General features: G+C 44.9%; 7 protein-coding genes. All 7 read left to right on the forward strand.

Annotation, left to right across the window (positions count from 1 at the left end; translation table 11 throughout):
* Window positions 1-3 precede the first annotated feature (3 nt).
* The 7 genes from DYU05_RS02335 to DYU05_RS02365 all read left to right on the forward strand — a co-directional run bounded on the left by DYU05_RS02335 (window position 4) and on the right by DYU05_RS02365 (window position 16,299).
* Window positions 4-2,409, forward strand: a complete 2,406-nt coding sequence (locus DYU05_RS02335) for an ABC transporter permease (protein ID WP_117381366.1) — start codon at window positions 4-6, stop codon at window positions 2,407-2,409.
* A gap of 193 nt (window positions 2,410-2,602) precedes the next feature.
* Window positions 2,603-4,990, forward strand: a complete 2,388-nt coding sequence (locus DYU05_RS02340; protein WP_117381367.1) for an ABC transporter permease — start codon at window positions 2,603-2,605, stop codon at window positions 4,988-4,990.
* A 68-nt stretch (window positions 4,991-5,058) separates the two neighbouring features.
* On the forward strand, window positions 5,059-6,084 hold the full coding sequence (locus DYU05_RS02345) for a DUF4097 family beta strand repeat-containing protein (RefSeq protein ID WP_117382925.1): 1,026 nt from the start codon (window positions 5,059-5,061) through the stop codon (window positions 6,082-6,084).
* A gap of 147 nt (window positions 6,085-6,231) precedes the next feature.
* Window positions 6,232-8,601 carry an ABC transporter permease gene (locus tag DYU05_RS02350; protein WP_117381368.1) on the forward strand — a complete coding sequence of 790 codons (2,370 nt, stop codon included), beginning with the start codon at window positions 6,232-6,234 and terminating at the stop codon, window positions 8,599-8,601.
* A gap of 270 nt (window positions 8,602-8,871) precedes the next feature.
* Window positions 8,872-11,280 carry an ABC transporter permease gene (locus DYU05_RS02355; protein ID WP_117381369.1) on the forward strand — a complete coding sequence of 803 codons (2,409 nt, stop codon included), beginning with the start codon at window positions 8,872-8,874 and terminating at the stop codon, window positions 11,278-11,280.
* 49 nt (window positions 11,281-11,329) lie between these two features.
* The gene (locus tag DYU05_RS02360; RefSeq protein WP_117381370.1) at window positions 11,330-13,756 is read left to right on the forward strand and encodes an ABC transporter permease; all 2,427 of its coding nucleotides are present in this window, start codon (window positions 11,330-11,332) and stop codon (window positions 13,754-13,756) included.
* Between the two features lie 74 nt (window positions 13,757-13,830).
* On the forward strand, window positions 13,831-16,299 hold the full coding sequence (locus DYU05_RS02365) for an ABC transporter permease (RefSeq protein ID WP_117381371.1): 2,469 nt from the start codon (window positions 13,831-13,833) through the stop codon (window positions 16,297-16,299).
* The last annotated feature ends 46 nt before the right edge of the window (window positions 16,300-16,345 follow it).

Consider the following 16,345-nt stretch of genomic DNA (forward strand, 5'->3'; position numbering starts at 1 on the left):
CGGATGATAAAAAACTATTTCAAAATCGCTTGGCGTAATATGCGCAGCCACAAGGCAACAACTATTATCAACGTTGGCGGGCTGGCAGTAGGCATGGCTGCTGCAGTGCTGATATTTATCTGGGTGCAAAATGAGTTTAACTTCGACAAAGAGCAGCCTGACCATGCGAATATTTTTCGTATAAAAAGCTACCTCGCGGTTGATAAAAAAACGACGTGGGTATGGGAGCATACACCTTATGTGCTTGGTGAACACGCAAAAAAGGATGTGCCGGAGATTGTTGCGCTTGCGCGTATGGCACCTAACATCTGGCGGCCAATTTACTTTAACGTAAACGGCGAATTCTTTCCCGAAAAAACAACTGCTTACGTTGATGGCGACTGGTTTAAAGTATTTGACTATAAGTTTGTGAGCGGAAATGCAAATGCCTTCAACGCCAACCCCTACAGCATCATTCTTACAGAAAGCAAGGCCAAAAAATATTTCAATACAACCAACGCCGTTGGTAAAATGATTAAGGTAGACACCCTTAATTATCAGGTACAAGGCGTTATAAAAGACATACCCGCAAGCAGCAGCTTTACGTTTGACATACTGATGCCCGTTGCTGCAAAACAAGCCAACAAACGCGAAAAGGATAATGACCTTAAGTGGGGAAACTTTAACTACCTAACTTTTGTCAAGCTGAATCCGGGTGCTAACCTTAAGGCAGTATCTAAAAAGATAAAAGCCATCATCCGTAAGAACAGAGATAAAGACGACCTGCAGATAGGGCTTACTAACCTTGCCGCACTACACTTTGAAAATGATCTGCAAAGTTCCTCTCTAACACATGGAAACCAGCGTGTTACTTACATATTTGTCGCTTTAGGTATTCTGCTGCTGCTTATTGCCTGCATAAACTATGTCAACCTTACCACCGCGCGCGCCAGCCTGCGCGCTAAAGAGGTAAGCGTAAAGAAAATAGTAGGAGCAGGGCGCAGCCAGCTATTTGCTCAGTTTATTGCCGAATCGGGGCTGATCAGCTTGTTCTCGCTTATCCTCACCGTATTCGTCATTTGGGTAAGTTTGCCGGCATTTAATGACTTCACCGGCCGTAACTTCGTCCTATCTTTGGGATCATTTTACGTCTGGTCTATACTGTTTGGCACTTTGCTGGTTGCCGTTGTTCTGAATAGCATTTACCCGGCCATGCTGCTATCATCCTTTAAGCCGATGAACATTTTCAGGGGCAGCAGTGTGTTGTTTGTAAAGGATAGTTCATTAAGAAAAGGCCTGGTGGTGGTTCAGTTCACCTTCTCCATATTCCTCATCATTGGTGTTATCACCATTTACAGGCAGCTTAATTTTATAAACTCGCAAGACCCCGGTTACAAGCGCGATCAGGTGCTTACATTCAGCATGCCTATCAAGGTGTATTATAAGTATAAAGATAAGGAACGTGACGCGCTGGCTGCCAGTATTAAACAATCGCTGCTAACCAGGCCAGCAATAAACGCGGTATCACTTCTTGGTGCGCGTTCTATACAGGATAACCAAAACCAATCATCAGGCGGTGCAGACTGGGATGGCCGCGAAAAGGATTTTGATCCCGCCCTGGCTTACTTTAACATCGACCCAGATTACGCAAGGATAGTTAAAGTTAATCTGGTGCAGGGAAGATGGTTCAGGAAAGATGATCCGTCTGATCAACACAATTCTATACTGAACGAGACGGCAGCTAAAGAACTAGGCCTGCACAAGCCATACATAGGGCAGCGCTTTATATCACAAGATGATACGGGTAAGGTGATAGGGATAGTTAAAGACTTCAACTTCCGGAGCATGCATGATAAGATTGGGCCTGCCATCTTCAAGAATCGCTCTGATTACGCGAGCACCTTTTTGGTGGGAGTTTCGCCCGGCCGGCAAAACGACATTGCTGCCCAGCTTAAAATAGTTTGGGACCAATATTTTCCCGCAGAGCCGCTTGAATACACCTTCCTGGATCAGGAGTTCGACAAGTTATACCATGACGATGCAAAAACATCCGGCTTGATGACGGTATTTGCCATTGTAGCCATCATTATTTCATCACTCGGGCTATTTGGCCTGGCAGCATTTACTGCCGAGCAGAGAGGAAAAGAGATCGGCATCCGCAAGGTGTTGGGTGCATCTGTGTCGGGCATTGTTACACTGCTTTCACGCGACTTTATTTTGCTGGTGCTTGTTGCACTTGTGATTGCAGCACCGCTAGGCGGATGGCTCATGGGTAAATGGCTGGAAAATTTTGCCTACCGCATCAGCATACAATGGTGGATGTACCTTGGAGCCGGCGTAATAGCCGTAATAATAGCATTTGTGACTATCAGCTTCCAGGCAGTCAAGGCTGCCATGATAAACCCGGTAAAGAGTTTAAGAAGCGAGTAGAAGTAGGAGTAGTCAGATAATCACTTGATATTTGTTGACGTTATCTACCGCTTACTAAATGTATCGCAACCGAACACCCCGCTGTAACACAGGCGTACAGCGGGGTGCTTTGTTTTAATAGATAACTTGCTTGTAAACAGTATTTTGTGTGTTTGGTATGTAATTTAGATAGTAAGTACTAAATTACACTACCATGTTGAGAAACTACTTCAAAATAGCCTGGAGAAATGTCCGGAAACACAGGGTCTTTTCTTTCATCAATATATTTGGCCTTGCAGTGGGCATGGCCGCTTTCTGGTTGATAACTCTCTACGTAACAAACGAATTAAGTTACGACCGCTACAACACCAAGGCCGACCGCATTTATAGAGTGGTACAGCACGGTAAATGGAACGGCGGCCAGTTTGACCTGGTAATTACAGCGCCCCCCTATGCCGGTGCATTAAAGAACGACTTTGCCAATGTAGAAGAGGCCGTGCGGATTGATGCTGAGGGCGGCGGAAAGATAACGTTTGGCAGCAAACAGGTAAACGAAGGCAGCATGTTGTTTACTGATGCTGGTTTCTTCAAGATCTTTACACATCATTTTCTTTATGGAAATCCTGAGAGCGCTTTAACCAAGCCGCAAAGCATTGTGCTCACCAAAACGTTAGCCGAGGCTGTTTTTGGCAATGCCGGCAACGCAGTGGGTCAAAACATTGACATTGACGGTACTGCTACTGCGGTAACCGGCGTAATTGCGGATGTTCCTGAGAATACGCACTTTTCGTTTAAAGCACTGCGGTCAATGCCTGCTGACTTTAACGGTCCGTGGAGTAATTCATTCCTATACACGTACGTTTTGCTAAAACATGCCGGCGACAACAAAGGCATTGAAGCATCTTCGGGCAAATTCTACAATAAATACCTCAAAAAAGATTTCAGCAATGTGGCATTCAGTATGGAGTTACAGCCTGTAACATCTATACACCTGCACTCTAATTTGGGTTACGAGCTGGGGGCCAATGGTAATATCACCTACATTTATGTATTTGGTATTACAGCTCTACTCATTCTGGTAATTGCGGCTATCAACTACGTAAACCTGGCAACAGCCCGCTCGTCTATCAGGCTCAAGGAAATAGGGGTACGCCGCGTAATCGGTAGTGACAGGGCTCAGCTAATGATCATGTTCTTTGCGGAATCTGTACTGCTTGCTTTTATAGCCATGTTAATGGCTGCCGTAATTATACAATTTGCTTTGCCATACTTTAATCAGTTATCGGGCAAGTCACTGGTGTTGCTGCAATTCGGTAAGGTCACCACCGTTCTGCTTTTTGCAGCATTTGGTCTGGTGGTAGGCCTGCTTAGCGGTGCCTACCCGGCATTCTTCCTCTCTGGCTTTGGTACCATCAGTGCTATGAAAGGTCAACTCGGCAATCAGATTTCTACGATATTGTTTCGAAAGTCGCTTGTGGTGTTTCAATTTGTGGTTACGGTTGTTATGATAGTTGGTTCATGCATCATTTACCAACAGCTGCGCTACGCCATGACACGCGACCTCGGATTTAATAAAGAACAAACCTTAACGTTCCACTTAAGCCAATCTGCAAGACCTAAGATAGACGCTTTAAAACAGCAATTGCTGCAGAACAGGAATATTGAAGCAGTTGGCGCCGCAGGTAATCCCATCGGTAATAATAATATGGGCAGCAGAGGTTTCAATACCGCTCCTGATGGTTCCGAAACACAGGATGGGATTTTGGTTCAGTCGTTAATGGTGGATGAAGACCTGTTGCCTACGCTGGAAGTAAAGATGAACAAGGGTCGTAATTTTTCTAAGCAGATAACCAACGACGTAAACGACGCGCTCGTAATAAACCAAACTCTGGCAGATAAAATGGGGTGGAAGGATGCTGTTGGCCGTCGCGTTTACATAGGTAAAAACGATAATGGCGAACCTATAAGGCGCACTATTATAGGTGTGGTTAAAGATTTTAATACCTATTCGCTGCAGCATAAGATTATGCCTATGATCATGACCATGCCTTCAGACGTTAACGATAAGGATAATCTGTATGTGCGTATTGGCAAGAACAACGTAAATTCCTCGCTCGATTTTATTGCCCGCACTTACCGGAAATTTGATATAGAAGACAAACCTGAGTTCCATTTTCTTGATCAGAATTTCGCTGCACAATATCAAACCGAGGAAAAGCAAGGTTCTATATTGCTGATATTCACCATACTTGCAATTAGCATAGCTTGCCTGGGCCTGTTTGGCCTCGTAACGTTCACAGCCGAGCAGCGGGTGAAAGAGATAGGCATCCGCAAGGTTTTAGGAGCAAGTGTGGCCAGCATTGTGCGCCTGCTATCGGCAGATCTGATAAAGCTGGTTGTAATAGCAACTATTATTGCTATCCCAATGGCGTGGTTTGCTATGAACAAATGGCTGCAGGACTTTGAATACCGCATAAACGTAAGCTGGTGGGTATTCCTGCTTGCAGGTGTTGTTGCAGCGCTTATTGCACTGGCAACTATTAGCATCCAATCAATCAAAGCAGCGCTGGCAAACCCTGCAAAAAGCCTCAAAAGCGAATAAAAAGAAATTGCATTGGCATGCAACTATTTAAAAAATCAGAACGTCTCATAGATATAAACTTAAACATTATGAAAAAGACCTTATTGCTGTTGTTACTTGCAACACCTGCTTTCCTGGCCTCAGCACAGGATAATAAAACACCATTCTTAACTAAGTCATTATCAGCTTCGGCTGTAAAGGATGTATTTGTACGCACAAGCGGCGGCAGCATCACGGTTAGCGGTGCTACCGGGCAAGAACCCCGGATAGAAGTTTATATTAATGGCAACAACGGCAACAACGACCTGAGTAAAGACGAAATACAAAAACGCCTTGAGGAAAACTACACACTGGATATAGATGTTCACGACGGAGAACTGCATGCAACTGCCAGAAACAAGCGCAACAATATTGACTGGCGTAAATCATTAAGCATCGGCTTCCGCATATACGTTAACAGGCAGTCGGCAACTAATTTGACCACCAGCGGCGGCAGTATCCACCTGGATAACCTAAGCGGAAGCCAGAACTTCACTACAAGCGGTGGCAGCCTGCATGTAGATAACGTGGTTGGCTCAATAAAAGGTACTACAAGCGGTGGCAGCATTCACGTGAGCAATTCCAAGCAGGACATTGAATTGGTAACCAGCGGCGGAAGCATCAGCGCAAGTAACTGCGATGGCAGGATAAGACTGGTAACCAGTGGCGGATCTTTAAAGCTTAACGACCTTAAGGGAACCATAAATGCAAGTACCAGCGGTGGCAGTATAAGCGCCAGCGACATTGATGGTGAACTGGTTACCGGCACCAGCGGTGGCAGTGTGAACATCAACAACATGTCCGGCAGTTTAGATGCGTCTACCAGCGCGGGCAGCATACATGCTTCCATGGTAAAAGTGGGCAAATACGTAAAGATAGATGCCAGCTCGGGCCATGTAGACCTGCGTTTGCCATCTTCGCAAGGTGTTGACCTTGACGTCCGCGGCGATCGTGTAAGCTACAATGGCAGCGGTTTCCAGGGAGAAAAAGACAAAGAACGCGTAGTAGGTAAGGTTAACGGTGGCGGCTCACTTGTAGAAGTGCGCGGTAACGGCAGCGTAAGCGTAACACAATAAAACTTTAAAATATTTTCGCGCGAAGTAAGCTAAAGCGTAAGGCATTATGACAGGTTCTTTGCGCCCCGATTCGGCTTCGCGTGAAAATATTAACCACCGCAGGGCAACCGCCCTGCGGTTTTGGCATAAACATCAACCCTCATCAATATGTTAAAAAATTACCTCAAGATTTCGTGGAGAAGCATTGTTAAGCACAAAGGTTTTTCACTGTTGAACGCAGGCGGGCTTGCGCTTGGTATTGCCAGCTGTTTGCTGCTTACCCTGTATGTAACTTACCATCTCAACTATGATAAGCAGTTTGACAACCTGGATAACATTTACATAGTTGAGAACAACCAGCCAGGCGATGGTAAAATATACACCTTTGCTTCAACGCCTGGTGAGCTTTCTGCAGCTATAAAGTCTGAGGTACCTGATGCTGTACGTTCTGTAAGGACGATAACGTATACGGCCGAAGGACTGCTCACTTACAAAGACAACAGCTTTAAAAAGAAAGGCATGTTTGCTGATGATGGCTTCTTTAATATATTTACTTATCACTTTATCGAGGGTAATGCGGGAGAGGCGCTTAAGCTTCCCAATTCTATAATAGTTACACGATCGCTGGCCAAAACGCTGTTTGGCAACGAGGACCCGATGAACAAGGTGGTAAAACGCAACGGACAACTGCCGCTTAAAGTTACCGGCGTTATTGAAGATGTACCCGCAAACGCATCTTTTCAATTTGAGTTTGTTTTGCCATGGGCTATGTTTGAAGACGCGAATGCCTGGGCAAAAAACTCCGGTTGGGGAAGCAACTTTGCCCGTACCATTGTGCAATTAAAAGATGGTGTTGCACCTGATCGCGCTAACCGCGTAATGGCAGGTATGGTTGGCCGTCATAATGATGGCAATAAAAATCAGCTGTTCCTGTATCCATTCTCTAAAATGCACTTGTATTCAAAATTTGAAGATGGCAAGGTAGTTGGCGGCATGATAGAGAACATCCGCCTGTTTATTACCCTGGCCATTTGCATACTGCTGGTTGCCTGTGTTAATTTCATGAACTTGTCTACCGCGCGTTCTGAAGAACGTGCTAAAGAAGTAGGCATCCGCAAAGCAATCGGCTCCGGCAGGGGCTCACTTATCAGCCAGTTCATCACCGAGTCCGTCATACTATCATTTGTATCAACAGTTGGGGCGCTTATTATCGTGCTCGCTTGTTTGCCATTCTTTAACGATGTTTTGGGGATAAAGCTTCAGTTACCTTACGGGCAGCCGCTTGCCTGGGCTGTGCTGTTAGGTATAGCGCTTGTTACAGGGCTTTTAGCCGGCAGTTACCCTGCTTTTTATCTTTCCTCTTTTGAGCCTATAAAGGTATTGAAGGGGATATTTAAAGGTGGCAGCGCTGCACTGCCATTGCGTAAAGTTTTAGTGGTGGTACAGTTTGGCTTTGCCGTGTTCCTGATAACTGCTACTATAGTTATTTATACGCAATTAAAGTATGTACAGAACAATCCCACAGGTTTTGATAAGAACAACCTGGTAGAAATACCTATTGAGGGCGACCTGAAGAAGAATGCAGGGGTTTTTATTACACAGTTAAAAAATTCCGGAGCAATAACGGCAGGTACAGTTTTTTCAGCCGGTATCACCGAATCCGGAAATAATACTTGGGGAATAAGCTGGCCGGGCAAACGCGACGACCAAACCATTTTGTTTGATGTGTTTGCAGCCGGGAACGATTTTACAAAAACAGCCGGGGTAAAGTTGCTGCAGGGTAGGGAGTTTTCTGAAGGAAACCAGCTGGATACTGCACGTAAAACAGTGCTTATTAACGAAAGCGCCGTTGCTGTAATGAATATAAAAAATCCTGTAGGGACTATCATCAAATGGGGAGATAGCCCAATGACGGTAGTTGGGGTATATAAAGACTTTGTATGGGGTTCGCCTTATGATAAACGCCGACCGATGATCACCCAGTACTCGGGAGACAATGGCAACTTTATAAACCTGCGGTTGAACCCGGCTCGGAGTATTACCGCTAATATAGAAGCGGTTACAAAAGGACTTAAAGCCGTGAACCCTAATTATCCTGCTGATATCCGCTTTGTTGATGCAGATTTTGAAAAGAAATTTGCAGATGAGAAACTGCTGGCCACACTAGCTAACTTGTTTGGCGGCTTGGCAATTGTTATTTCCTGCCTTGGCCTTTTCGGCCTGGCTGCTTACGCAGCAGAACAGCGCGTAAAAGAAATAGGAGTGAGGAAAGTTCTTGGTGCATCAGTGTTTAATTTAACAACATTGCTGTCTAAAGATTTCATGATACTGGTTGCGATAGCTATAGTATTAGCCGGCCCTATATCGGTATGGGCAATGCACGGCTGGCTGCAAAAGTTTGAATACCGCATAACCCTTAGCTGGTGGATGGTGGCACTATCCGGCATTATCACGGTGTTTATTGCTATAAGTACCGTGAGCTTCCAGGCGGTGAAGGCCGCGCTTGCTAACCCGGTGAAGAGCTTACGTTCGGAGTAGCTTTCCTTCGGTAAGGAAAATAAATTCTAAAGTTCATGTCAACAGGGGTCCCGTGCAGTTTTGTACGGGACTTTTTTGTACGTGGAATTGAAACTGTTTCAGCCCACAAACATAGGCATGCGCCACCTCCTTTGCACTGTATCATAACCGTACATAGGCTGTTACACTTGCGAACACTGCTATGTAATATATTTATCATAAAAAATTGTAAATCAGTAACTTATAAGTTTGGTATTGCTTTTACATGTTGAAGTGAGACCCTATACTACCATGATAAAAAATTATATAGTTATTGCCTGGAGAAGCCTGACCAAAAACAAGGTTTTCTCTTTTATAAACACTTTCGGCCTTGCGGTAGGTTTGGCCTCCTGCATGCTTATTGCCGGGTATCTCTACCAGGAGCTTACTTACGATACTTATTCGCCCAACGCCAAACAGCTCTATCGTGTAAACCTCACAACCCTGTCTAACGGCGGTTCAGACGAATACCCCATGGTTGATATTGCTGTAGGCGAGGGGATGAAAAATGCTTTTGGCGACGTTAAAGATTTTACCCGTATGGCTGGCCTTCCGTCCATGTTTGTTGAATACAACAACAAGCAATTTAAAGAGGGCGGCTTAATTATGGCCGATGCAAACTTTGCAGAGTTGTTTGGTCTGCCATTAACAGAGGGCGATAGCAAACGCGCCCTTTCCGAGCCAAACAGCATTGTGCTGACAAAGGAAATGGCTAAAAAGTATTTTGGAGATGAACCGGCATTGGGAAAAACCCTGCTCGTTAGTAAAAAACCAACCAGGGTAACCGGAATCATTAACAAAATTCCGGATAATACACACTTCCACGCGGATGCAATTATTAGTAACATCACCTACACCGCAGGGCGGCGGCAAACCTGGAGCAATATTGGATACTACACTTACCTATTGTTGCGCCCCGGCACCAACGTTAAATCTCTGGAAGCGAAATTTCCACAACTGGTAGCTAAATATGTAGTACCCGAAACACAGCATGACATGGGCGTAAGCCTTGCGGAAGCACAGAAGGCGGTGAATACCTTCCTGTTCAGCCTGGAGCCGGTTACTGATATCCACCTGCATTCGCACACCAAATTCGAACGTGAGGGCAACGGCGATATAGCATACGTTTACATATTTGGTGCGTTGGCTGCCTTTATACTGGTACTGGCTGGTATAAACTTTACCAATCTGTCTACAGCGGCGTCTTCAAAACGGGGTAAAGAGGTTGGTATCCGTAAAGTGCTGGGGTCGCTGAAGGGTAACCTTATTTCTCAATTTCTTACCGAGAGTGTACTGCTCACCTTACTGGCGATGGCCATTGGCTTAGGCTTGGTTTACATGTTGCTGCCCTACTTTAATGAGGTATCCGGCAAAAACATTGGCATGTTGTTTTACCTCAACTACAAAGCAATAGCTGTAGAACTTGTGATTGCGCTTATAGTTGGCGTAGCTGCAGGTATTTACCCGGCTTTTTTCCTGTCGTCTTTTCAAGTGTTGACGGTACTCAAAGGTGCCACAATCAAAAGCAGCAAAAGTATGCTCCGCAGCGGTTTGATTGTGGTACAGTTCTTTATATCTACTGCGTTCATTATTGCAACAATAGTGGTTTATCAGCAACTAAGTTTTATGCAGAACCAAAAGCTGGGTTACGACAAGGAACAGGTGCTGGTAATTAACGATACCTATACGCTGGGCAACAATCTTGTTCCGTTTAAAGATCAATTGATGCGCGACAAACGGGTGGTGAAAGCTACCATCAGCAGCGATGTGCCTATCCGCACCTCAGATGGCACTCAGATCTATTTAAAGCCAACAACAGCCGGGCAGGAACACTCGGAAGTACATGCCAATATTTATCATATCGACGAAGATTATCTGCCCACTATGGGCATCAAGATGGCTAAGGGACGCAATTTTATGCCTGCCTCAAAATCCGACTCATCAGCTGTGATTGTGAATGAGGCTGCTATAAAAGAACTTGGCCTGGCCAACACCGACCCAATCGGGCGTACTATAGTGCGTTCTGGTCAGCGTGAGTTTAACATCATAGGCGTAATGAAAGATTTCCATTACTCATCTGCAAAGGAGAAAATAGCGCCATTAATGATGCTTTACGGCCATAGCAATGGTACCATTATGGTAAAAGTAAAAACCGCCGACCTGAAGGGTCTTATAGCCGACCTAAAAGGACAATGGGACAGCTACCATGCCGACGGGCCCTTCAGCTACAGTTTTCTTGATGATCAGTTTGCCTCGCTATACAGTGCGGAAGAGCGTACAGGTAAAATATTCACCTCGTTTGCGGTATTGGCTGTAATTATTGCGAGCCTTGGCTTATTCGGCCTGTCTGCCTTTAGCATACGCCAGCGGGTAAAAGAAATAGGCATCCGTAAGGTTTTAGGTGCATCGTCGGGTTCTATTACAGGAATGTTGTCTGCGCAATTTTTAAAGCTGGTTGCAATAGCCATTGTCATCTCTGTCCCGGTAACGTGGTATGCCATGAGCAAGTGGCTGCAAGAGTTTGCGTACAGGGTGGAGATCTCCTGGTGGGTGTTTGCACTTGCAGGGGCAATAGCGCTTATGGTTGCGTTTATCACGGTGAGCTTCCAGTCGGTTAAGGCAGCGCTGGCCAACCCGGTAAAGAGTCTAAGAAGCGAGTAATGGCAACCTAAGTAACATAAATATTTATCACAGTTCAGTTTTATAGGCAATGTTTAAAAACTATTTAAAAAGTGCTTTACGAAGCCTTACAAAAAATAAAGGATTTACTGCAATTAACATTTTAGGCCTTGCGCTTGGCCTCTGTGTATGTATGCTCATCGTGTTTTACGTGGTAGATGAACTCGGTTACGATAGCTACAACACCAATGCAAATCGCATTTACCGGGTGAACAATGATATAAAGTTTGGCGGTTCGGTAAACAACTATGCCGTGTCTCCGGCGCCCCTGGCAGAGGCGTTCAGGCATGACCTTCCTGAAGTTGAGGACATTGCACGCTTTCGGGACCGCGGTGGATATAAAGTTCGTAAAGGCGACCACAACATCCAGGAGGCACACTTCGTGTTTGCCGATCCTTCCATCTTTAATGTATTTACGCTACCTGCATTATACGGCAATCCCGTAAAAGCGCTTGCTGAGCCTAAGAACGCTGTAATAACTGAGAGTATGGCGGTTAAATACTTTGCAACCGCGAATGCTGTAGGCAAAACACTTACCCTTAATGATACCCTGCTGTACAAAGTAGGCGCTGTGATTAAAGATGTGCCCAGGCGCTCGCACTTTAACTATGATTTCTTTTTAGCGATGAGCGGCCTGGACGAGAGTAAAAATGGTGCATGGCTTAGCAACAACTTCAACACTTATGTGCTGGTAAAACAAGGCACCGATGTAAACCGCATGGCTGCCAAGTTTCCGTCCATGGTACGTAAATACGTGGGTGGGCAGCTACAAGCGGCTGTGCACATGGATTATGACAAGTTCGAGGCAAACGGAGACTACTACCATCTCCAGCTAATGCCGTTAAAAAAGATCCACTTGTACTCCAGCGACATTGCCGAACTATCAGCAAATGGCAACATACAATACGTGTATATATTCTCGGCAGTTGCTATATTCATCTTGCTTATCGCGTGTGTAAACTTCATGAACCTTTCTACAGCACGTTCGGCAAACCGGGCGCGCGAGGTAGGTGTGCGTAAGGTACTGGGGTCATCACGCAAGCAATTGATATCGCAATTTTTGTCGGAATCTGTAATTGTAACATTTTTTGCAACATTAATTGCCCTCGCCGGGGCTTGGGCTTTACTGCCGCTGTTCAACCAAATGGCAGACAAACAACTGTTAATAGACACAGCTACTATGTTATGGCTGCTGCCATCCTTATTGGTTGTAGTGCTGGTAATTGGCTGCCTGGCCGGTTCTTACCCGGCGTTCTTCCTTTCCGCTTTTCAGCCTGTGCAGGTGCTTAAGGGTAAATTGTCATCAGGTTTTAAAGGCGGGTTCCTGCGCAGCTTTCTGGTGGTTTTCCAATTTTCAATTTCCGTTTTCCTCATTATTGGTACGCTGGTAATTTACCATCAGCTAAAGTATATTCAAAGTAAAGACCTCGGCTTTAATCGCGACCAGGTATTGGTAGTTCATAACACGGATATTCTTGGCAACAACAGTAAAGTTTTTAAACAGGAAGTAAGGACGTTACCCGGTGTAATAAGTTCTACCATGACAGGTTTTATACCGACGAACAGCTGGCGAAACAGTACAACTTTTTTTAAGGATGCATCTTTAAACATGAAGGAGGCAGTTACCTCACAGGTATGGGATATTGATGAAGATTACATACCAACCATGGGGATGAAAATGGCTTATGGCCGCAACTTCTCCAAAGACATGAAGACCGATACCGCGGCAGTAATAGTTAACGAAGCTGCGGCCAGGTTACTTGGCTGGCGTGATGCATCCAACAAAGAAATTGTGGGCGTTCAGGATAATATGGGTAAAGTATTAAAGCGCTATACTATTGTGGGTGTTGTTAAAGATTTTAATTTCAATTCTCTGCGCGAGAACATTTCGCCATTATTGTTCAAGTTAAATGAAAACCGCGGAGCTCTGGCTGTGCGTATTGGTGCTGCTGACGTAGGCAGCGTAATGAAGCAGATAAAATCTAAGTGGCAATCGGTATCGCCAAACCAGGAGTTTAGCTATTCATTTATGGATGAAGACTTCGACCGTACTTACCGTACAGAGCAGCGCATGGGCGGCATATTCATCGCGTTTACTTCTATGGCTATTATCATCGCCTGCCTGGGGTTATTTGGTTTGGCAGCTTATGCTGCAGAGCAGCGCACTAAAGAGATAGGCATCCGCAAGGTACTGGGTGCAAGCACATCTATAATAGTAGGTATGTTATCCCGCGATTTTATCAAATTGGTAATTATTTCTATACTGGTGGCATCACCGCTTGCCTGGCTGTTTATGCAGCAATGGTTTTTACAGGGCTTTGCCTATCATGATAATGTAAAGTGGTGGGTGTTTGCCGTGGCAGGTGGCGGAGCAATATTAATTGCTTTTGTAACCATCAGCTTTCAATCAGTAAAGGCAGCTATCGCTAATCCGGTAAAAAGTTTAAAAACAGAGTAAAGTAATACACGGCTTCTAAGAAGCTGGGGGGATTGCACCAGTATCTCGTTACAACATTAATATATCCATCCGTAATGATAAAGAACTACTTCAAAATAGCTCTCAGGAGCTTCCGCAAACACAAACTATTCACGTTTATAAATGTGGTGGGCTTATCCATTGGTATTAGTGCTGCGGTAGTCATCTACCTCATTGTGCAGTTTGATTTAAACTTTAACCGGTTTGACAACGATACCAGTAATGTGTACCGCATTGTTACCAACTATTCGTTTGCGGGTAACCCGGGGTACAACGGTGGTGTATGCGGTCCTTTAACGGTAGCTGTAAAAAACCAGGTACCGGGTGTAGATCAGTCTGCACCATTTTTTACCCTATGGGAAACTAAGGTGAACGTACCCGGTGAGCATGGGGCAGAGCTAACGCTAAAGAAAGAAAAGAACATCGTTCTTGCTGACGGGCAGTACTTCAACCTGTTTCATTACAACTGGCTGGCAGGCTCGGCAAAATCAGCGCTAAATAGGCCTAACCAATTGGTAATAACATCGCAGAGGGCGCAGCTTTATTTCCCCAATGTGCCATATGACCGTATAATTGGCCGTGAAGTAATTTATGAGGATACCATTAAAACTACAGTGAGCGGCGTCGTACAAAGCCTGCCGGCGAATACCGACTTTGCTTTCACAGATTTCATATCTTATTCATCCGGTAACACTGTGCCTGCCTGGAAAGATAATATGCAGCTTACCGAGTGGGGGAGTACTACATCTGCATCTCAGCTGTTTGTTAAACTTAACCCAAGAGTGTCGCCACAGGTTATCACCCGCAAGATTAATGATCTGCTGAAAAAGTACAATCCGCCGAAGGCTGAAGATAAGGGCAACTCACAGTCGTTCAGCTTGCAGCCACTTGCCAATCTGCACTTTAGTCAGCAGTACTTTCCGTTTGATAACGGCAGTACGGTAAGCCTCACCACCTTGTATGGTTTGCTTATTATTGGCGCTTTCCTGCTGGTGCTTGGTTGCATCAACTTTATTAACCTTACTACTGCGCAGGCATCACAGAGAGCTAAGGAGATTGGTATACGCAAAACAATGGGTAGTACGCGCAGCCAGCTTATCATGCAGTTTTTAAGTGAAACCTTCCTGGTAACGTTGCTAGCTGTTATTATATCTGTTTGTATAGCCCCAGTGATTTTAAAACTTTTTGCAGATTTTATTCCGCCGGGTATTAGTGCAAACTTAATTCATCAGCCAGATCTTGTAATTTTTCTCATCGTTCTGACTATAGGAGTAAGCCTTTTGTCTGGCTTTTATCCTGCCTTGGTCCTTTCAGGCTATAAGCCTGTGGCTGTGCTAAAAACCCAGGCAAACAGCTTGGCCGGCAAAACCCGCAACGCCGTACTTCGCAAATCGTTAACGGTTACGCAGTTTGTTATTGCACAGTTCTTTATCATGGCTACAGTACTGGTAAGTAAGCAGATATATTACGCGCTAAATAAGGACCTGGGCTTTAAGAAAGATGCTATTGTAAATATCTCCACGCCGTTTAAGAGCCTTGGTACAGATAAACAGCAGGTATTTTTAAATGCCGTACGCAACATGCCCCAGGTACAAATGGTAAGTGTTGGCGGCGCGGCGCCTTCATCATCCAATACAAACTCTACCACGGCAAAGTATACCGACGGTAAAAAAGAAGTAAAAACCGATGTTGAACAAAAGTTTGGCGACGAGAACTATATCAAACTTTATAACATCAAACTATTGGCCGGGCGCAGCTTGCAGCCTGCAGATACCGGCAGAGCATTTGTAATTAATAATACTTACGCGAAGACGCTCGGCTTCAGAAATCCGGCTGATGCGATAGGAAAGGTATTAGACTATAACGACAGAAAAATGGAAATAATAGGTGTGGCGAATGACTTTTACCAGAAATCCCTTCACTCGGCTATCCGCCCGCTGGTTATTTTACAACCTTTCCGTAACAAATGGAATAACCGCACGCTGCATATTGCTTTAAAACCGCAAACTGCCGGTGGAACAGAATGGACAACTGCGCTGGATAAAATAGGCTCCACATGGAAAAACATATACCCGGAAGATGATTTCGAGTACACGTTTTATGATGAAGCGATTGCGAAATTTTATACTGTGGAACAAAATACAACCAGGCTGCTAACATGGGCAACCGGCTTATCGGTATTTATTAGCTGCCTTGGCCTGCTTGGCCTTGCTATGTATACTACCGGCCAACGTACTAAAGAAATCGGCGTACGTAAGGTACTGGGTGCTTCGGTAGGGCAAATTGTTGCTTTATTATCTAAAGAATTGATTTGGCTTATTGTGCTTGCATTTGTACTGGTTACACCAATTGCTTATTATGCTATGCAGAAATGGACTGAGAACTTTGTAGACCGTACGCCAATCAGTTGGTGGGTATTTGTGCTTAGCGGCGCAGGTATGCTTGTAGCAGCGTTGTTTACATCAAGTTTTCAAACGGTAAAAGCTGCAGCAGCAAACCCGGTTAAAAGTTTAAAAACGGAATAAGCGGGTAATCTAACTCCTGAGATTAACAGAATAAAAGGACTAGCAA

The organism is Mucilaginibacter terrenus, assembly GCF_003432065.1.
GTDB lineage: Bacteria > Bacteroidota > Bacteroidia > Sphingobacteriales > Sphingobacteriaceae > Mucilaginibacter > Mucilaginibacter terrenus.